Source organism: Streptomyces sp. NPDC001406, assembly GCF_042895285.1.
Classification (GTDB): Bacteria; Actinomycetota; Actinomycetes; order Streptomycetales; family Streptomycetaceae; genus Streptomyces.
In genome coordinates this window covers 163,413-181,923 of the sequence record NZ_JBIAWG010000003.1, presented here as the reverse complement: position 1 = coordinate 181,923, position 18,511 = coordinate 163,413, and the positions used below count along the sequence as shown (strand labels likewise).

The window sequence follows — 18,511 nt, the reverse complement described above, 5'->3', positions numbered from 1 at the left end:
GGCGCGACCCGCTATGCCGACGGGATTCTGAGGGCGGCCAGGACCGGAAGGTGGTCCGTGGCCGCCCTCAGGTCTGCCCGGGTCACTCCGGGGTGGCCGAGGGGTACCCCGCAGCCGAGGACCTCGATGCCCTTGGTGGCGAAGATCGCGTCGATACGCTGGTGGGGATCGGCGGGGGTGGAGGTGTATTCGCTGCCCCAGGGCGCGGTGGCCCAGCAGTCCGTCAGTCCGTCGGCCAGGCGCCGGAAGGTGCGTCCGGTGGGGCGTTCATTGAGGTCGCCGCCCGCGACGGCGTGCTCCACGCCCATCCCGGCCAGCCGGTCGAGAAGCATGCCGGCCTGCTCGTAACGCTCGTCCTGCTGCAGGCTGAGGTGACAGCTCAGGACGCCGAGCCGGGTGCCGCCGAACTTCACGACGGCGGTGGCGAAGCCCCGTCTGTGCAGTCCCGGCGTGAGCGGGAGGAGTACGTCCTCCGTCCGCTCGACGGTGGCCCGCAGCCCGCACAGGATCGCCGGTCCCGCCGCGGTGGCGCCCCCGGTGAGGATCACCTGCCCGGACGCGGCCGCGAGCCGGGCCAGTTTCTTGCGCCAGCGGAAGAAACGGGGGGCTTCCTGGACGAGGACCAGGTCGGGGGCGCAGGCGGTGATCACACGGGCGAGGGCGGCGGTGTCGTCCCTCATCGAGCGGATGTTGTAGCTGAGGACGCGGATGACCGCGGAACCGTCTGGCTCCGTGCGGGAGTTGGGGAGCAGCGCCATGTGGATCAATGTACGCCCAGTAGCTCGGGGCGCGAGGTGCATGCGCGACTGACGGTTCGTCGTGGCTTCAGCCTCGCGCCCCTGCGGAGCACGGGGTGCTTACATGATCGGGTCCGGCTCCCGGGCCAGGTCGGCCGCGCCCACCAGGCCCGCCTTGTTGCCCAGCTGGGCGGCGATCACGTCGGCGACGGGGCGCCAGTTGCCGCCGACCAGCCAGCGCTTGTAGGACTTGCGGATCGGGTCGAGGACCAGCTCGCCCTCGTCGGAGAGGCCGCCGCCGACGATGAACGCGGAGGGGTCGAAGAGGGAGGCCAGGTCGGCCAGGCCCGCGCCGGCCCAGCGGGCCAGCTCGCGGTAGGAGTCGACGGCGACCGGGTCGCCCTGGCGGGCGGCCATGGAGATGTGCTTGCCCTCGATGCCCTCGGGAGTGCCGTCGCCCATGCCGAGCAGGATCTCGGCGTTCTCCGGGGTGGCGTTGGCGCGCTGCTTGGCGTATCTGACCAGGGCACGGCCGGAGGCGTACTGCTCCCAGCAGCCCTGCGAGCCGCAGCCGCACAGCAGGCCGTCCGGGACCATCCGGATGTGGCCGAACTCGGCGGCCACGCCGAAGTGCCCGCGGCGCAGCTTGTTGCCGATGATGATGCCGCCGCCGAGGCCGGTGCCGAGGGTGATGCAGATGACGTTGCGGTGGCCCTTGCCCGCGCCGAACTTGTACTCGCCCCATGCCGCCGCGTTGGCGTCGTTCTCGACGACGACCGGGAGGCCCACGCGAGCCTCGACCTCCTGCTTGAGCGGCTCCTGGCGCCAGTCGATGTTGGGGGCGAAGTAGACGGTCGAGCGCTGCCGGTTCACGTAACCGGCCGCACCGATGCCCACGCCGACGATGTCGTGACCCGCATGTGCGCCCTCCACGGCCGAGGCGATGGCGTCCACGATCGCCGCGGGCGTGCCCGGGGTCGGCACCTTGTGGGTCGAGAGGATGTTGCCTTCCTCATCGACCACGCCGGCCGCGATCTTCGTGCCGCCGATGTCGACGCCGATGGTGAGTCCCATGAATCCCTCAGTTTCGGTCGAGCCCCGCTACGGCCAACCGTACCCGAGGCCCTACCGGCGGGGGCTGTCAGTCCAAGTCGATGCGTTCTCCTGAGCCGGTGCCGTCGCCCCGGTCCTTCAGGTCTTCCGTGCGGGACGTCCAGCGCTGTTCCTGTGCCTGGACGGCGGAGCGGTACGCGGCGAGCAGTTCGTTGCCGGCCGCCGCGAGGTGGTCGAAGACATCTGGGTTGCGCTCCATGACGGGCTCGACGGCGGCCTTGGCCTGCTGGACCACCTGCCGCACCATCTGCTGTGCGGCGGGCCCGGCGACCGCCCCGAGGAGCGGGGACTGGAGGCCGGACAGCTTGTCGGCGACGGCGTCGACGAGTTTGCGCAGTTCCTCGGCGGCCGATCCCTGAGGAGAGCCGTACTGGGCACGACGGCGGGCCCGCTCGGCCTCCAGGTCCTCGGCGCAGGCCTTGGACCAGGCATCGGCGTCGGTCGCCCGAACCTCTTCGTCCGCCTCGGGGGCGTCAGGTGTGGGGCGCTCTTCGCTCATGACGGACTCCTGACTACGGCTCGTCTCTACGACGTTACCCGAATGGGCGTGCGGGGTTCACCGTCGGCGCGGCCGGATCGGCCGCCGCTCCGGCGCCGGGCGAGCAAGAATCACTTCCCGCGCGGCCACAGACCCGGATCCGGCGCAAACCGGATACGCAGCTCGCCCTCTCGCAGGCCCGCGCCGGCGACGGTACAGCGCCGCAGGGCGGACGCGAGGACCACGATCCGACGCAACCGGCCGGCCGTCATCACGACCCCCTCGCCACGCCGGACTCGGCCCCCGCCCCGCCGCCCGGCGAACAAGAATCACTTCCCGCGCGGCCACAAGCCCGGATCCGGCGCAAACCGGATACGCAGCTCGTGCTCGCGCAGGGCCGCGCCGGCGACGGTGCAGCGGCGCAGGGCGGACGGGAGGGACACGATCCGGCGGAAGCGGCCGGCCGTGATCACGATTTCGTCGCCGCGCCGGACGAGGTCGAGTTCGTCGCGTATCGCGCCGGGGAGCGGGACGGTCCAGACGAGCACGCCGTCCTCGGCGATCCGGTCGGTGACGGGCCACTCGACGGGGGTGGGCGCCGGGTTGACGGCGGGCACGGCGAGCGCGGCCAGGTCGTCGTGGCCGCGCGGATCGCGGCCGAGGTGGGCGACCGGGTGGACGTCGTAGGACTCCTGCCAGTCGGCGAGGGCCTTGCGCTGCTGGGCGACGAGTCCGGCGAGCCAGGTGTCGGACGCGTTCTCGGGCAGCATGCGGTTGGCGACCAGGGTCTCGGTGCGCAGGCCGCGCAGGGCGAGGGCGAGGGTGGCGGCGCGGACGGCGTCGGCGCCGGCCGGTCCCGGTTCGGCGACCAGCCGTACGGACGTGGCGCGGTCGGCCACGACGGCCTCGACGGCGGCCAGTTCGAGGTCCCAGCGGGCGGCCGTCTCGTAGAGCCACTCGGCGGGCATGGGGACTCCGGCGAGCCGGCCGAGGACGGGGCGCAGGGCGCGGGCGGCCTGCCGTTCGGGCGGCAGCAGCCTGCGCAGGTAGCGGCGCAGTTCCTCGGGGAGGGCCAGCAGGGCGAGGGCCTGCGGGGTGGGCGGGAGGTCGACGACCAGGAGGTCGTAGCGCTCGGACAGGGCGGCGTCCCGCAGGGCGCGCAGGAAGGACAGCTCCTCGGCGCCGGGGAGGGGGGTGACCTCCTCGGCGTCCAGGCGGGAGGCGCCGAGGAGGTCGAGGACGTTCGCGGCGCGGGACTGGAACGCGGTGAGGTCGTCCCGGAAGCGTTCGGCCGCGTCGGGGCGCCACGCGGTGAGGTGCGGCGCGATCCGCGCCGGGGCGGGTCCCGTCGCCGTGCCCAGCGCCGCACCGAGGGTGTCCGTGCGGTCCGCGCTCAGCACGAGGGTGTCGCTGCCCTCGCCCGCCGCACGCAGGGCGGTGGCGGCGGCGACGGTCGTACGTCCACAGCCGCCCGGGCCCGTGATCAGGATGGTGCGCATGAGGGTGAACGCTACCGCCGCGCGCCGCCCCGCGACGTCGCGCCTACTTCTCGGGCGACTCCACCCGCTTCTTCAGCCCCGCCAGCGCCCGGTCGATGATGACCTTCTCGGCCTTGCGCTTGATCATGCCGAGCATGGGGATCTTGACGTCTACGGTGAGCTGGTACGTCACCTCGGTGGCGCCCGCCCCGACGGGCTTGAGGAGGTACGAGCCGTCCAGGGAGCGCAGCATCTGGGACTTCACCAGGGTCCAGGAGACCTCGTTCTCGCCGGTCCAGGTGTAGCCCAGGGTCTGGTCGTCCTTGATGGCCCCGGCGTCCATGACGAGGCGGACCTGCTCGGCGCGGCCCTGGTCGTCGGTCTTGAGGACCTCCGCCTCCTTCACCTCGCCGGTCCAGTCCGGGTAGCGGGCGAAGTCGGCGATCACCGCCATGACGTCGGCCGGAGCCGCCTCGATCGTGATGCTCGAACTGGTGTGTTCCGCCATCGCCGTGGCTCCTCCAGATGCGGGCCGGTAGTCGGGTGCGACGTGCGCGAGCGTGCGCACGTGTGTGCAGCGTGAAGGCTACCGCGCGCCCGACCAGGCGCCTTCACCCCATCTGGAGTCGTTCACCATTCCAGTACCCAGGGCCGTCCCGTCCCGGCGAAATGCCCCACGTTCACGCATTCGGTCGGGCCGATCCGCATCCGCCGCACCAGCGGCTGGTGGACGTGCCCGAACAGGGCGTAGCGGGGCCTGGTGCGGCGTATCGCGTCCAGCAGGGCGCGGCTGCCGCGCTCGAAGCGGCGCGCGACGGTGTCGTACACCAGTTCCGGGACCTCCGGGGGTATGTGCGTGCACAGCACGTCGACCTCGCCGACCGCCTCGATCTTCGCCGCGTACTCCTCGTCGCTGATCTCGTACGGCGTCCGCATCGGGGTGCGCAGGCCGCCGCCGACGAAGCCGAAGGTCCAGCCCCCGATCTCCACCCGCTGTCCGTCCAGGACCGTGGTGCCGGGACCGGCGTACTCCCGCCACAGGGGCGGCATGTCGACATTGCCGTACGTCGCGTACGTCGGCGCCGGGAACACGGCGAACATCTCGGCGTACTGCTTGCGCACCGCCTTCTCGATCGCGGAGGCGCGGTCGGCACCCATGCCCGCCCACAGCCGGGCCCCGAACTCCCGCGCCTCCTCGAAGCGGCGGGCGGTGCGCAGCTCGACGATGCGGTCGGCGTTCGCCACGCCGAACAGGTCGGGGAAGATCCCGCGCGAGTGGTCGGCGTAGTCCAGGAAGAGCACCAGGTCGCCCAGACAGATCAGGGCGTCGGCGCCGTCACCGGCCCTGGCCAGATCATGGGCATTGCCGTGCACGTCGCTGACCACATGAACGCGCGTCCTTCGGTTACCGGCGGGTGTGGGTGCCATGGTGATCAAGGGTAGGCGTGTGCGGCACAGGTGAACAGTGACGGTCGGACCTGCGGTTACTGGCCAGTCAGTAAGGGGGTGGACTACCGTACGCGAAGGAACACCAGTCTGTGTGACGCAGCGAACATCTCGCCGGGAACCCCTGTCGAAAAAGCTATACCGGCGGGTAACGTCCGGGCAGTCCAGTCGTGCTCTGGATTTCAACCACTGATCCTCGAGGTTCGTGGTGGACAACCGGAGTACCTGCCCGAGCCTTGGACCGCACCGTCGCATCGCACAACGTCGTGGCGCCGGCGCCCTATGAGGAGCAGCAGTCTTGCGCGAGTTCAGCCTTCCGGCTTTGTACGAGGTCCCTGCGGACGGCAATCTGACCGACATCGTCCGCAGAAACGCCGCGCAGCATCCCGACGTCGCCGTCATCGCCCGCAAGGTCGGCGGTGTCTGGCAGGACGTGACGGCCACGGCATTCCTGGCCGAGGTGCGCGCCGCAGCCAAGGGACTCATCGCCTCCGGTGTGCAGCCCGGCGACCGGGTCGCCCTGATGTCCCGTACCCGCTACGAGTGGACCCTGCTCGACTTCGCGATCTGGAGCGCCGGCGCGATCACCGTGCCGGTGTACGAGACCAGCTCGCCGGAGCAGGTGCAGTGGATCCTGAGCGACTCCGGTGCCACCGCGTGCATCGTCGAACTCGACACCCACGCCGCCGCCGTCGACTCGGTGCGCGACCGCCTGCCCGCCCTCAAGCACGTCTGGCAGATCGAGGCCGGCGGCGTGGAGGAGCTGGGCCGGCTCGGCCAGGACGTCACGGACGCCACCGTCGAGGAGCGCAGCTCGCTCGCCAAGGCCGACGACCCGGCGACCATCGTGTACACGTCCGGCACCACCGGCCGGCCCAAGGGCTGTGTCCTGACCCACCGCAGCTTCTTCGCCGAGTGCGGGAACATCGTGGAGCGGCTGCGGCCGCTGTTCCGCACCGGTGAGTGCTCCGTCCTGCTCTTCCTGCCGCTCGCGCACGTCTTCGGCCGGCTGGTCCAGGTCGCGCCGATGATGGCGCCGATCAAGCTGGGCAACGTCCCGGACATCAAGAACCTCACCGACGAGCTGGCCGCGTACCGGCCGACCCTGATCCTGGGCGTCCCGCGCGTCTTCGAGAAGGTCTACAACTCGGCGCGCGCCAAGGCGCAGGCGGACGGCAAGGGCGCCATCTTCGACAAGGCGGCGGACACGGCGATCGCGTACAGCAAGGCGCTGGACACGCCGTCGGGCCCGTCCATCGGTCTGAAGATCAAGCACAAGGTCTTCGACCGGCTCGTCTACAGCAAGCTGCGCGCGGTGCTCGGCGGCCGGGGCGAGTACGCCATCTCGGGCGGCGCCCCGCTGGGCGAGCGCCTGGGCCACTTCTTCCGCGGTATCGGCTTCACGGTCCTGGAGGGCTACGGCCTGACCGAGTCCTGTGCGGCGACCGCGTTCAACCCGTGGGACCGGCAGAAGATCGGCACGGTCGGCCAGCCGCTGCCCGGTTCGGTCGTGCGCATCGCCGACGACGGCGAGGTGCTGCTGCACGGCGAGCACCTGTTCAAGGGCTACTGGAACAACGAGGCCGCGACCGCCGAGGCGCTGGCCGACGGCTGGTTCCACACCGGTGACATCGGCACCCTCGACGAGGACGGCTACCTCAGGATCACCGGCCGCAAGAAGGAGATCATCGTCACCGCGGGCGGCAAGAACGTCGCCCCGGCCGTGATCGAGGACCGTATCCGGGCGCACGCGCTGGTCGCGGAGTGCATGGTGGTGGGCGACGGGCGGCCGTTCGTGGGCGCGCTGGTCACCATCGACGAGGAGTTCCTGGGCCGCTGGGCCGCCGAGCACGGCAAGCCGGCGGGCTCCACCGCGGCGTCGCTGCGCGAGGACCCGGATCTCATCGCTGCGATCCAGGACGCGGTCGACGACGGCAACGCCGCGGTGTCGAAGGCGGAATCGGTGCGGAAGTTCCGCATTCTGTCCTCCCAGTTCTCGGAGGAGTCGGGCCACCTGACGCCGTCCCTGAAGCTCAAGCGCAATGTGGTGGCGAAGGACTACGCGGACGAGATCGAGGCGATCTACCAGAAGTAGCGGTCCCCCTGTCGGTGCGTCATGGCGCGGTGTCCTCGGCGAGGACCCGCGCCATGGTGCGTTCGGCGAGCGCGGTGATGGTGACGAAGGGGTTCACGCCGATCGACCCGGGCACCAGCGAGCCGTCGGTGATGTACAGCTTCGAATAGCCCTTCACCCGGCCGTAGTCGTCGGTGGCCCTGCCCAGCACGCAGCCGCCCAGCGGGTGGTACGTGAAGTCGTCGGCGAAGACCTTGCTGGTCGAGCCGAACAGGTCGTACCGGTAGATCGTGGCGTTGGCCAGGTTGATCCGGTCGAACAGCTTCTTGGCCATGCCGACCGACACCGCGCTCTGGGCCGGGGTCCAGCCGAGCTTCACGGAGCCGGAGGCCGCGTCGTAGGTGAATCTCGCCCGCTCCGGGTTCTTGGTGATCGCCAGATAGAGGCTGACCCAGTGCTCGAAGCCCATGGGCAGCGGGGCGATCTCGGCGAAGACCGGGTTGTCGGTGTTGGCCCAGTCGTCGATGCCCAGGACGGGCATGGTCGCCTGGTTGGCGCCGACCGTGTCCCAGATGTGGTTGGCGCGCCCGAGCATGGTGTTGCCGTTGGTGCCCCAGCCCGTGCCCACGCTGGAGTTCAGGTCGGGCAGGGTGCCGGTGTCCCGGGCGCGGACCAGGAGTTCGGTGGTGCCCAGGCTGCCGCCGCCCAGGAAGAGGTAGGTGCAGCTGTACTGCTTGGTCTCGACGACCGCGCCCGTGGTGTCGATCCGGTCGGCGGTCAGGACGTACGTCCCGTCGCCCGCCCGGCTGACGGCCTTCACCTTCTCCAGCGTGTGGATGGTGACGTTGCCGGTGCCGAGCGCGGCGGCGAGATACGTCCTGTCGAGGCTGCGCTTGCCGTAGTTGTTGCCGTAGATGACCTCGCCGGCGAGCGCGGACCTGGTGGCCGTGCCGGCTGCCTCGCGCTGCATGTAGCCGAAGTCGTAGACGTTCGGCACGAAGGTGGTCTTCAGGCCCGCGTTGGCGGCCGCCTTGCGGGACGTGCGGGCGAACTTGTACCACTCGGTCGACTCGAACCAGGCCGGGTCGACGGTGTTCACACCGAGCATGGAACGGGCGCGCGGGAAGTACGTGCCGTACATCTCCGCCGCGTCCACGGTCGGGAACTGCTCGGTGAAGTACGACTGGAGCGGGGTGACCGCCATCCCGCCGTTGACCAGGGAGCCGCCGCCGACGCCCCGCCCGACGTACACGGACATGTTGTCGTAGTGCACCCGGTCCAGGACGCCCGGGTAGGAGCTGATGTTCTTGTTGACGAGGTCCAGCCACAGGAACGTGGCCAGCGGCGCCTCGGTGCGGGTGCGGAACCACATGGAGCGCTCGTCCGGGGCGCTGGTGGAGCAGAAGACCTTGCCGTCGGAACCGGCGGTGTTCCACAGCCGGCCCATCTCGATCACGAGGGTGCGGATGCCGGCCTGGCCGAGGCGCAGGGCGGCGACGGCGCCGCCGTAGCCGGAGCCGACGACGATCGCGGGGGCGCTCTCGGCGGCGGCCGGTTCGGCGGCGTGGGCGGACTGGAGACCGATGCGGGTGAGACCGGCCGTGGCGGCGGTCTGGAGGGCGACCATGCCCAGGATTTGACGTCTCGTCAGCTGACGCTGCATCAGTTTTGCTGTCATGCGCGCAGCATGTGCGGATTTTCCGGTTCCGCCTAGAGGACCGGCAGGGTCTGGATCGAACCTTTGCAGCAGCTTTTTACAGGGCAGCAGCCTTTTACAGCAGCGCCTTGAGCCGCTTCACAGCAGCGCCTTGAGCCGCTCGGCGAGCAAGTCCCAGCGCCACTTCTCCTCGACCCACTGCCGCCCGCGCTCCCCCATCCGGCGGCGCAGTTCGGGGTCCCCGAGGAGCGTGACGATCCGGTCGGCGGCGTCCTCGGGGAAGCCGCCCCGCACGACCCATCCGGTCTCCCCGTCGAGCACCGCGTCGGGCGCCCCGCCCGAGTCGCCGGCGACGACCGGCAGCCCGGTGGCCGAGGCCTCCAGATAGACGATCCCGAGCCCCTCGACGTCCAGCCCGCCGCGCCGGGTCCGGCACGGCATGGCGAAGACGTCCCCGGCGCCGTAGTGCGCGGGCAGCTCCGACCAGGGCACCGCGCCGGTGAAGCGCACCGAGTCGGCGACCCCGGTCTCCCGGGCGAGCCGGCGCAGGTCCTGCTCGTACGGCCCGCCGCCGACGATCAGCAGGACGGCGTCCGGCTCCTTGGCGAGGATCGCCGGCATGGCCCGGATCAGCGTGTCCTGCCCCTTGCGCGGCACGAGGCGCGAGACGCACACCACCACCGGCCGCTCGGTCAGCCCGAGCCGCGCCCGTACCTCGTCGCCGCCCGACTCCGGGTGGAAGGTCTTCTCGTCGACGCCCGGGGGCAGCTGGACCATCCGGTCGGCCGCCTGCGGCGTCAGCGCGCCGGCGATCCGCGAGCGGGTGTACTCGCCGAGGTAGGTGATCGTGTCGGTGGACTCGCCGATCCGGCGCAGCAGCTGCCGTGCGGCGGGCAGCTGGGCCCAGCCGGCCTCGTGCCCGTGGGTGGTGGCCACCAGCCGCTCGGCGCCCGCCCTGCGCAGCGCCGGGGCCATCAGCCCGAGCGGGGCCGCCGCCCCGAACCACACCGAGGTGCACCCGTGCTCGCGCAGCAGCCCGACCGCCCGCCGGGTCGCCCCCGGTGTCGGCAGCAGCATCGTCGTGCGGTCGCGTACGACGGTGAAGGGCTGGTCGGCGTCGAAGGCGGCCGTCGCCTCGACACCCTCCCGGCTCCGCTTCCAGGTGGAGGCGTAGACGACCAGCCGGTCGGGGTCCAGACGCAGCGCCATGTTGTGCAGGAACGCCTGGATGCCGCCCGGCCGGGGCGGGAAGTCGTTGGTCACGATCAGGGTCTTGTGCATCGCCGCCGACCCTACCCAACCGGCGCACGACGGGCACGGGCGCCCGCGGCCGTGCTTCATGGCACTCGCACAGGCCGACGGGGGATCATGGGTCCGCACCCACCGCAGTCGGACGAACAGGGGTTCAGGTGAACAGGACGGGCGCGGGGCGGTCCCCGGTGTGGCTGCTGGGCGCCTGGGGCGTCACCCGGGTGGTGCTGGTGCTCTTCGTGGTGCAGGTGTTCGTCATCCCGGGGGTGGACGTCACGACCGACGTGTCCGTGATCTACCACGGCTGGTACGAGGTGCTGCGCCACGGCAGCTTCCCGGTGGGCGACGTGACCTGGCAGTACCCGCCCGCGGCGGCGCTGGCGATCCTCGCCCCCGGCGTCCTGCCCTTCCTCGGCTACACCGCGGCGTTCTTCGTCCTGGCCTGCCTCGCCGACCTGACCGTCCTGGTGCTGCTGCTGTACGCGGGCCGGCGTCCCGACGCGTCGCTGCGAGGTGCCTGGGTGTGGGTGGCCGGCGTCCCGCTGCTCGGGCCCACGGTGTACGCGCGCTACGACCTGATGGTGACCGCGGTGGCGGTCGCCGCGCTGCTCGCGGGAGCCCGGCACCCCCGGGTGATGGGCGTGCTGGCGGGTTTCGGGGCGATGGTCAAGGTGTGGCCGGTGCTGCTGCTCGTGGGGGCCGTGCGGCGCCGGGCGTGGGCCGCGGCGGCGGTGACCGCGGGCGCACTGGCGGTGCTGTTCTCGGTGGCCATGCCCGGGGCCTTCACCTTCCTCACCGCCCAGCGCGGCCGGGGCACCGAGGTGGAGTCGCTGGGCGCGCTGGTCTTCCATGTGGGACGGCACTTCGGCTGGCACGGCCAGGTGCTGCTGAACTATGGCTCGGTGGAGTTCCTCGGCCCGTACGTCGGCCTGGTGAGCACGGCCGCCCTGGCTCTCACCGGCGCCTGCTTCGGCTGGCTGGTGCTGTGGCGGCTGCGGGCGACCCGCTTCCCGCCGCAGGCGCTCGCGGAGGCGGCCTTCACGGCGGTGCTGATGTTCACGGTGACCAGCCGGGTGATCAGCCCGCAGTACCTGGTGTGGCTGATCGGCCTGGCCGCCGTCTGCCTGTGCTTCCGCCACAGCCGCATGGGCCTGCCCGCCCTTCTCCTGGTGACGGCGGCCTTCGTCACGGTCCTGGAGTTCCCGATCGGCTTCGCCCACGTCGTGGCAAGCGACCTGTACGGCACGGCCCTCCTGCTCCTGCGCAACGGCCTGCTCCTCACCACCACACTCCTGGCCGCCCACACCCTGTGGCACACCACGGTCCCCGCCCCCAGCACCCCCCAGGTCCCGAGCCAGCCGACCCACCCGAACGAAACACCGGTCTCTTCCTGAGCGGGGGCCTCGCGGCGGACCGGGGGCAGGCCCCGGGCGGCGTGGACGCCCCGGGCGGTGCACCCATGCCCCGGACTCCACACACCAGACCTCACCGCCATCGCCCCCGAACTACTGCCGCCGAGTGGGGCCGCGCGCACCAACAAACCCCGCTCCCTCCCCGGCAGAGCGAGCCGGAGGCTCAGGGGCGGGCGCACGCCCCGGACTCCTCGACCGGGCCCCTGGAACAGCGCCCCCGCCAGATCAAGCCGCCCAGGTGAACGGGGCCTTCGATTCCTCCCGCTTCCGCGATCGGCTGAACAGCAGTGCCGCGAAGCCGTACTGGAGCGTCATCGCCAGTGCCAGGCAGATGCCCGGGAGGCCGAGGGGGGACAGGGCTTGGGCCAGGGGGAGTTGGACTGCTGTGCCGAGCAGCGTTACGCGTAGCAGGGCCGGGGCTCCGCCGCTGCCCTCGAAGACTCCGCCGAGTGCGATGAATGCGGCACCCCAAGCAGACGGACATCACGGACCAGGTCCGCTTCAACACGGTGCTGGCCTTTCTGAGGCCGACGATCTGTTCCGGCAGGGCATGCTGCGGGTGGCGCGGGCGACGGGCCGGGCGGAGCGCGAGTGGCTGCGCGAGGCTCTCGACCTGCTCGCTCAGCCCAGCTGAGCCCGCACGTAGTCCTGCCACTGCGCGGTGAACGCCTCGGGCGTCGTGCCGAGCACCTTCCGCAGCGCGCTCTCGACCGCGCCCGCCCGCTTCCCGTGCCCGCCGACGGCCCGGTAGAACTCGCCGAGGCGGACCTCGCCCCAGCGGTCGGCGATCATCCTGCAGGCCAGCCAGCCGCTCTCATAGGCCTGGGCGAGCCTGGTGGGGTCGCTGTCGAAGCCGAAGTCCTTGTCGGCGGGCAGACCGGCCGGCACCCGGTCCTCCCGGACGGCCCGCGCCAGTTCGGGCGCGGCCTCGCCGGGCGTGCGGCCCGTGCCGAGGTAGCCGATCCAGTCGGCGTAGCCCTCGGACAGCCACAGCGGCGTGGCCGGGGTGGTGTCCGCACGGGTCGCCACATGGGTCGTCTCATGGGTGAGCACGACCTGCTTGCCGACGTCGCCGAGAAGGGCGTACGCCTCCGGGTTGATCACGACCCGGTCCGCGGGTGCCCGGCCGGAGCCGCCCGCCTCGCCGGTGGTGACGGCGGCGATCCCGCGGTAGGAGGAGGCGGGTGAGCCGAGGACGCCCGCCATGCCCTCCAGGGACTGCGGTACGAGCACGACGACCCGCCGCGTCCAGTGCGTGCCCCACGCCTGGGAGACGGCGGGCACCGCGCGGTCGGCGAGCCGCGCGTAGGTGTGCAGCGTGTCGGCCGACTGTCCGACCCCGAGGATCAGGCTGTGCCCGCCCTTGACGGCCGTCACCGCGCCCTGATCCCACAGCTGCTGGGCCGCCTTCTTCGCGGGCCTGTCGGCGGCGACGTACCACTGCCCGTCGGCCGTGCGCCGCAGCGTCAGCGTGCGTCCGGTGGTCACGGGGGCCCTGTCGATGCCGCGCAGCCGGTAGCGGAGCTCGGCGGCGGCGGTGGCCGTGGAGCCGGTGCGGTGCAGGCCGGTCAGCCGGTAGGTCCAGGAGTCCAGCGGGACGGTACGGAGGTTCTCGTACTGCGTGCGCGAGCCCGTCCTGCCGTACGCCGTCTCGTCGTGGCCGACAAGCGCCGCCGCCCGCCGGTCGAGCACCTGCTGCACCTCGGTGCGCGCGGAGTCGGCGGCCGTCCGTCCGCCGCCGCACCCGGTCAGGGGAACGAGCAGCAGACAGAGTCCCACCACTCCCGAGCGCCACGCCCGTCTGCGACCAGCCACTTCCCGATCGTACGGCCCGACGCGCCGGGTCAGACCCGGGTGACCGAGGAGATGGGCATCATCCCGACCGGGTCGTAGCGCACCGGTGCGCCGGGGTGGGGCGCGTGGATCACCTGGCCGTTGCCCGCGTACATCGCCACATGACCGGCGTCGGAGCGGTAGACGACCAGGTCACCGGGGCGCACCTGGGAGAGCGGGATCCGCCGCCCCGCGTAGCGCTGCTCCTGCGAGGTGCGCGGCAGCTGGACCCCGGCGTGTGCGTACGACCACTGCATCAGGCCCGAACAGTCGAAGCCGGAGGGCCCGTTGGCGCCCCAGACGTAGGGGCGGCCGAGGGCGGAGCGGGCGGCGGCGAGGGCGGCGGCCGCGCGGCCGGCCGGGACGGCGGCGCCCGAGAGCTCCGGCATGAACTGGCGGGCGCCGCGGGTGGCCCGTTCGTAGGCGGCGCGCTCCGCGTCCGGCAGGGAGTTGAGCAGCTTGCGGGCCTCGGCGAGCTTCTTCTCGACGGTCCGCTTGTGCGCGGCGACGGCCTTGCGGCTCCGCTCCAGCTCGGTGAGTTTGCCGACCGTCTCGCTGCGCTCCTGGGCGAGTTCGCGCAGGGCCGACTGGAGCTCCTTGAGCCGGCCGGCCTGGTGGGCGCCGATCCGGTCGAGCGTGGCCGCCTTGTCGAGGTAGTCGTCCGGGTCGTCGGAGAAGAGCAGGGCCACGGTGGGGTCGATGCCGCCGGAGCGGTACTGGGCGCCGGCCAGCGAACCGAGCTCGTCCCGCATGGTGTTGATGCGCTCCTGCTGACGGGCGATGTGGTCCCGTGCGTCGCTGACCTGCCTGCGCAGCACGCCCGCGCGTTCGCCGGCCTTGTCGAAGGCCTCGGTCGCCTTCTCCGCCTCCTGGTAGAGGCGGTCCACCTCGGCACGGGGGTCGCCGTGCGGCGCGGCGGCCGCGGGTACGGCGCCGAGGGCCGCGGCGGCGGCGGACAGGACGCACAGGACGACGGCGCCCCGGTTGAACCCGGACGGTACAAGGCGACGATGGGACCCCACGGGAAGCCGCGCTCCTTCCGCTGGCGGACGACTGACTGTTCGGAAACTCGCCAGACAGTAGCCGCGCGGACACGCAGCGTCCAAAGCCTCTCAGCCGGTCGCCCAACGCGACGACCCGCCGCCGACGCAGGTCAGCAGCGGGTCGTGGAGTCAGTTTGGGTTGTCGCGAATCGCCCGTTCGGGCGGCAGCCGCAGGGTCAGACGCGGACGCCGAACTGGAACGGCATGTTGTTGATCGACTCGTAGCGCACGACGGCACCGGTGTGCGGGGCGTGCAGCACCTGGCCGTTGCCGGCGTAGAGGCCGACGTGGTGCAGGTCGCCGTAGAAGAACACCAGGTCGCCGACCTGGAGCTGGCTCATGGAGAGGCGGGTGCCGATGCCCGCCTGGGCCTGGGAGGTGCGCGGGATGGAGACGCCGGCCTGCGCATAGGCGTAGGAGGTCAGGCCCGAGCAGTCGAAGGAGGAGGGGCCGGTGGCGCCGTAGACGTACGGCTTGCCGATCTGGTTCTGCGCGGCGGAGAAGGCCGCGGCGGCCCGGTCGGAGGCGGAGGTGTCGTTGCCGAGGTCCACGCGCTCGGTGGAGGAGCGGCTGGCGCGGCTCTGCTCGGCGGCGAGCGCCGCCTTCTCCTTGGCCGTAAGCGTGTTGAGCAGCCGCTGCGCCTCGGCGAGCTTGCCCTGGACTTCCTTCTTCTTCTTGCCCAGCTCGGTGCGGGTGGAGGCGAGGTCCTTGAGCTTGTCGGTGGCCTCTGCCCGCTCCTGGGCGAGTTCGCGCTGTTTGTCCTGAATCTTCTTCAGGGCCTCGACCTGCTGGCTGCTCAACTGGTCGAGCGTGGACGCCTTGTCGAGGTAGTCGTCCGGGTTCGAGGAGAGGAAGAGCTGGACGGACGGGTCTATGCCGCCCGAACGGTACTGGGCGCTGGCCATCGAACCCAGGCCGTCGCGCAGCTTGTTGAGGTCCTCCTGGCCGCGGGCGACGTTGTCCTGGATGGTGGAGATCTCCTTCTGGAGCTTCTCCTGCTTCTCCTTGGCCCCGTTGTACTTCTCGGTGGCCTGCTCCGCCTGCTCGTAGAGCTTGTCGACCTTCGCCTTGACCTCGTCCTTGCTGAGCTTCTCGCTCGGTGCCGCGTTGGCGGCGTTCGCGCTCAGGGCGACGGCAGCGGCGGCTGCGGTGGTCAGCACGGTCACGCGCGTGCGGCTCGGCTGCTTGGGTCGACGGTGGGACGCCACGGAGACGGGCTCCTTCTTTTGAGTGATCACCCGTGTGGAGGTTCGAGCCCTGACCCTAGTGACCTTGCTGTGATCAGTTCAAATCCTCACACCAAAAAATCCCGTCCCGCAGTGCATTCTTTGCACACAACTCACATGCAGTGATCTCCGATTGACGCTACGTTGAGCGATAGTCCGGTCAATTCGGGCATTGCATATGCACATTGAACGTTCAGGACAGTCGCTTCAGAAGCACCGCAGACGCGACGGGTCGGGCACCGGCCCTGGCGACCCCGTCGGCCACCTCGCGGTCGGTCGAGGCGACGATGACCGGACGGCCCGGCGGCTCCGCGCGCACCAGCTGGCGAATGAGCTCGTCGGCCGTGACGCCCGGCTTGGAGAACAGCACCCGGACGCCGCGCGGCGGGGCGAGCAGGACGGGCGCCGCCAGTTCGGCACCGTCGAAGACACAGGTCACCTCGGCGCCGGTCTGCGCGGCGAGCTGCGAGAGCTGGCCGAGCAGCCGCAGGCGCTGCTTCTCCAGCGGCATCTGCGGATAGCCGGTCTTGGTGACGTTGTAGCCGTCGACCACCAAGTGCGCCTGCGGCAGGGCGAGAAGCTGGTCGAGAATGGCCGGATCACTGTCCGACAAGGCCCGCGCGGCGATGTCCTTCGGGGTCATTCGTCCCGGTTCGACCGCATCCACGGTCTCGGCCGGACGGACCGAGACGGGCGGCAACGCCAGTTCCCGGCGCAGCCCTTGGGCCGCATCCAGCACCGTGTCGAGCAGCAGCCGTACCCGCATGTCCTCGACGCTGCGCCCCTCCCGGGCAGCCCGCCGGGTCGCCTCCAGGGCGGCCTCGGCCTCCCCCAGGCGGGCCTTGAGCCGCCGGGTCTCGCTCTCGGTGGAGGACACCTGGGCCTGCCCCTCGGCCCGCACGGCCTCCATCTCGCCCTGGACCTTACGCAGGGCCGCCTCGCCGCGCTTGACGTCGCTCAGGGCCGCCCGGAGCTTGCGGTGAAGCGATTCCGCTTCCTTCTTCGCCGTCTCCAGCTCGCTGCGCAGCCGCTCGGTCTCGGCCCGGGTCTGCTCCCGGGCCCGGTCGAGCTCCTCGCGCAGCCGCTCCAGTTCGGCCCGGCTCTCCTCGTCCGCGCGCTCGGCGTCCGCCCGCTGGGCCTCCTCGCCGGCCGCGGTGACCAGCTTCACCCAGCCCGTGGGACGCAGTACATAGGCCGCGGCCGCCACGTCGAGCGGGTCCGCGGCCGGGGGCGGCGAGCCGGAGTCGAGGGCGCCGGCGAGTTCCGGCTGGGCCTCTCTCAGTTTCTCGCCGATGCGCTGCCGGAACAGGGCGTCGGTCTCCAGGGCCGCCGCCATGGCGTTCCCGGCGAACTTCGCCCGGCGGTTCGGGGCGAACCGGGCGTACTGCCGCAACTGGGCTGGCAGTTCGCCGACGGTCAGCCCGCCGAAACCGTCCGAGACGATCTGTACGACACGGCGTCGCACGCCGTCGGGCAGCGGACGGTCAAGCACCTCAGCGGTGCCGTCGCCCGGCCCCCCGCCTGCGGTCTCCACCATCCGTCACACCCCAATATCCGTACGGGGCCGCTCCCGGTCAGGAGTCGGCGCCCGGCCTGTCCACCAGTTCCACCTGGTCCACCGCGTTGCACCAGCGGCAGCGGACCGACTCGATGGTCTCACTGACCACCTCGCGCTCCTCGACCTTCGGCTCTCCGGCCAGGTCGAGATGGACGTACTCGACGACCTTCGAAGCGCGCGTCACGTCGAAACGCGTGAGGTTGCCGCAGAGGGAGCAGCGCCACCGCGTCGTGGCGGTAGGCAGGGGAACCGGCATCGTGGCTGTTCGCTTCCTTCTAGTGTCCGTGACGCGCCATCTGCCCGACGCGTGTGGCTCGTAACCCTACGGCCTGGTGGGGACTCGTCGCTGGTGCGTCCATGGCGGCGAGGCGGTCTGCGGGAGTGCGTCCCCTTACGTCATGCTCTGTGTCCATGATCAGCAACTGGAGCGCGGTGGCCGCGAGGACCTTCAGGGCGGTTCGGGGCACGCCGGCGCCGATGACGTACACCTTCATCGCCCTGTGCTGCCTGATCTTCGTGATGGGTCCGGCGTCCGGGCTCAATCCGGCGTACGGCACGGGGGACGCGCTGCTCGCCGTGCAGCGGGCGTACTTCCGGCACTGGGGGGTCATCCCCGCGAAGCTGTTCGAGCAGCCGGCACAGGAGGCCCTCACTCCCGCCACGGCCCTCTTCGTGCACGGCAGCTGGGTGCATCTGCTCGGCAACATGCTCTTCCTCTTCGTCTTCGGGGCGATGACCGAGGAGCGGATGGGCCGCGTGCAGTTCACCCTGTTCTACGTCGGCTGCGGCTATCTCGCGCTGATCGGCTACGCGGCCGCCAACGCCTCGTCCCAGCAGTCGCTGGTGGGCGCGTCCGGGGCGATCTCGGCGGTACTCGGAGCGTTCCTGTACCTGTTCCCCGATGCCCGTGTCACCAGTCTCCTCCCCTTCCTGCTCTTCCTCCCACTGCGCTTCCCGGCCTGGGTGGTCCTGCCCTTCTGGGCGGCCATCCAGTGGTTGGCGGCGGGCCGCGCCTCCCAGGGCCCGGGGGTGGCCTATCTGGCCCATCTGGTGGGCTTCTCGCTGGGCTTCGTCTTCGCGTGGGTGCGGTTCGGGCGGACGACTGCCGTGTCTTCCCGGGGGGCGACCCCCGGACCCCCGGCAGAACGCCCGAGCCGGCTGGACCGCGAGTAGGGTGAGATCCCCAGCGAGGCCCCCGAGGGAGA

Annotated in this window: 17 protein-coding genes and 2 pseudogenes; 4 read left to right on the top strand and 15 right to left on the bottom strand. The window is 71.4% G+C overall.

All coding sequences use genetic code 11. The features are described from left to right. Positions 1-11: 11 nt before the first annotated feature. The 7 genes from ACFY1J_RS08185 to ACFY1J_RS08155 all read right to left on the bottom strand — a co-directional run bounded on the left by ACFY1J_RS08185 (position 12) and on the right by ACFY1J_RS08155 (position 5,234). Positions 12-758, bottom strand: coding sequence for an endonuclease/exonuclease/phosphatase family protein (locus ACFY1J_RS08185; protein WP_390709195.1), 747 nt, complete (start codon positions 756-758; stop codon positions 12-14). Between the two features lie 99 nt (positions 759-857). Beyond that, positions 858-1,811: an ROK family glucokinase gene (locus ACFY1J_RS08180; protein WP_390709196.1), complete on the bottom strand. Its 954-nt coding sequence runs from the start codon at positions 1,809-1,811 to the stop codon at positions 858-860. A gap of 67 nt (positions 1,812-1,878) precedes the next feature. Then, positions 1,879-2,349, bottom strand: coding sequence for a DUF5304 domain-containing protein (locus tag ACFY1J_RS08175; RefSeq protein WP_363297005.1), 471 nt, complete (start codon positions 2,347-2,349; stop codon positions 1,879-1,881). Positions 2,350-2,459: 110 nt separating this feature from the next. Next, positions 2,460-2,654, bottom strand: a complete 195-nt coding sequence (locus tag ACFY1J_RS08170; protein ID WP_390709197.1) for a hypothetical protein — start codon at positions 2,652-2,654, stop codon at positions 2,460-2,462. 3 nt (positions 2,655-2,657) lie between these two features. Further along, positions 2,658-3,827 carry an ArsA family ATPase gene (locus tag ACFY1J_RS08165; protein ID WP_390730900.1) on the bottom strand — a complete coding sequence of 390 codons (1,170 nt, stop codon included), beginning with the start codon at positions 3,825-3,827 and terminating at the stop codon, positions 2,658-2,660. A 43-nt stretch (positions 3,828-3,870) separates the two neighbouring features. Further along, a complete protein-coding gene (locus ACFY1J_RS08160) occupies positions 3,871-4,314 on the bottom strand; it encodes an SRPBCC family protein (RefSeq protein WP_390709199.1) in 444 nt (147 codons plus the stop codon). A 122-nt stretch (positions 4,315-4,436) separates the two neighbouring features. Continuing rightward, the gene (locus ACFY1J_RS08155) at positions 4,437-5,234 is read right to left on the bottom strand and encodes a metallophosphoesterase (RefSeq protein ID WP_390709200.1); all 798 of its coding nucleotides are present in this window, start codon (positions 5,232-5,234) and stop codon (positions 4,437-4,439) included. A 316-nt stretch (positions 5,235-5,550) separates the two neighbouring features. Between ACFY1J_RS08155 and ACFY1J_RS08150 the strand changes: the two genes are divergently transcribed. Continuing rightward, on the top strand, positions 5,551-7,347 hold the full coding sequence (locus tag ACFY1J_RS08150) for an AMP-dependent synthetase/ligase (protein ID WP_390709201.1): 1,797 nt from the start codon (positions 5,551-5,553) through the stop codon (positions 7,345-7,347). Positions 7,348-7,366: 19 nt separating this feature from the next. Here the strand turns inward: ACFY1J_RS08150 and ACFY1J_RS08145 are convergent, their stop codons facing one another. Next, complete coding sequence (locus tag ACFY1J_RS08145) at positions 7,367-8,953, bottom strand: GMC oxidoreductase (RefSeq protein ID WP_390709346.1); 1,587 nt, start codon at positions 8,951-8,953, stop codon at positions 7,367-7,369. 168 nt (positions 8,954-9,121) lie between these two features. Next, the gene (locus ACFY1J_RS08140; RefSeq protein WP_390709202.1) at positions 9,122-10,264 is read right to left on the bottom strand and encodes a glycosyltransferase family 4 protein; all 1,143 of its coding nucleotides are present in this window, start codon (positions 10,262-10,264) and stop codon (positions 9,122-9,124) included. Positions 10,265-10,392: 128 nt separating this feature from the next. Between ACFY1J_RS08140 and ACFY1J_RS08135 the strand changes: the two genes are divergently transcribed. Beyond that, positions 10,393-11,628 (top strand): glycosyltransferase 87 family protein, encoded by a 1,236-nt coding sequence (locus tag ACFY1J_RS08135; protein ID WP_390730899.1) that lies wholly within the window; start codon positions 10,393-10,395, stop codon positions 11,626-11,628. Between the two features lie 243 nt (positions 11,629-11,871). Here the strand turns inward: ACFY1J_RS08135 and ACFY1J_RS08130 are convergent. Beyond that, positions 11,872-12,111: pseudogene (locus ACFY1J_RS08130) on the bottom strand (MATE family efflux transporter); the annotation flags it as partial. On the opposite strand from ACFY1J_RS08130, the pseudogene ACFY1J_RS08125 reads away from it, so the two are divergent. Next, a pseudogene (locus tag ACFY1J_RS08125) lies at positions 12,105-12,280 on the top strand (PadR family transcriptional regulator); the annotation flags it as partial. The pseudogenes ACFY1J_RS08130 and ACFY1J_RS08125 sit on opposite strands and share 7 nt — an antisense overlap. Here ACFY1J_RS08125 and ACFY1J_RS08120 read toward each other — a convergent pair. The 5 genes from ACFY1J_RS08120 to ACFY1J_RS08100 form a co-directional block, all read right to left on the bottom strand. Further along, on the bottom strand, positions 12,268-13,461 hold the full coding sequence (locus ACFY1J_RS08120; RefSeq protein ID WP_390709204.1) for a hypothetical protein: 1,194 nt from the start codon (positions 13,459-13,461) through the stop codon (positions 12,268-12,270). The pseudogene ACFY1J_RS08125 and the gene ACFY1J_RS08120 overlap by 13 nt on opposite strands. A 29-nt stretch (positions 13,462-13,490) precedes the next feature. Continuing rightward, the gene (locus tag ACFY1J_RS08115) at positions 13,491-14,501 is read right to left on the bottom strand and encodes an NlpC/P60 family protein (RefSeq protein ID WP_390730898.1); all 1,011 of its coding nucleotides are present in this window, start codon (positions 14,499-14,501) and stop codon (positions 13,491-13,493) included. A gap of 197 nt (positions 14,502-14,698) precedes the next feature. Continuing rightward, on the bottom strand, positions 14,699-15,730 hold the full coding sequence (locus tag ACFY1J_RS08110) for an NlpC/P60 family protein (protein WP_390709206.1): 1,032 nt from the start codon (positions 15,728-15,730) through the stop codon (positions 14,699-14,701). 211 nt (positions 15,731-15,941) lie between these two features. Beyond that, positions 15,942-17,285: an NYN domain-containing protein gene (locus ACFY1J_RS08105; RefSeq protein WP_390730897.1), complete on the bottom strand. Its 1,344-nt coding sequence runs from the start codon at positions 17,283-17,285 to the stop codon at positions 15,942-15,944. 37 nt (positions 17,286-17,322) lie between these two features. Then, positions 17,323-17,562 carry a hypothetical protein gene (locus ACFY1J_RS08100; RefSeq protein ID WP_263207863.1) on the bottom strand — a complete coding sequence of 80 codons (240 nt, stop codon included), beginning with the start codon at positions 17,560-17,562 and terminating at the stop codon, positions 17,323-17,325. Between the two features lie 155 nt (positions 17,563-17,717). On the opposite strand from ACFY1J_RS08100, the gene ACFY1J_RS08095 reads away from it, so the two are divergent. Continuing rightward, a complete protein-coding gene (locus ACFY1J_RS08095) occupies positions 17,718-18,479 on the top strand; it encodes a rhomboid family intramembrane serine protease (protein WP_390709208.1) in 762 nt (253 codons plus the stop codon). Positions 18,480-18,511 lie beyond the last annotated feature (32 nt).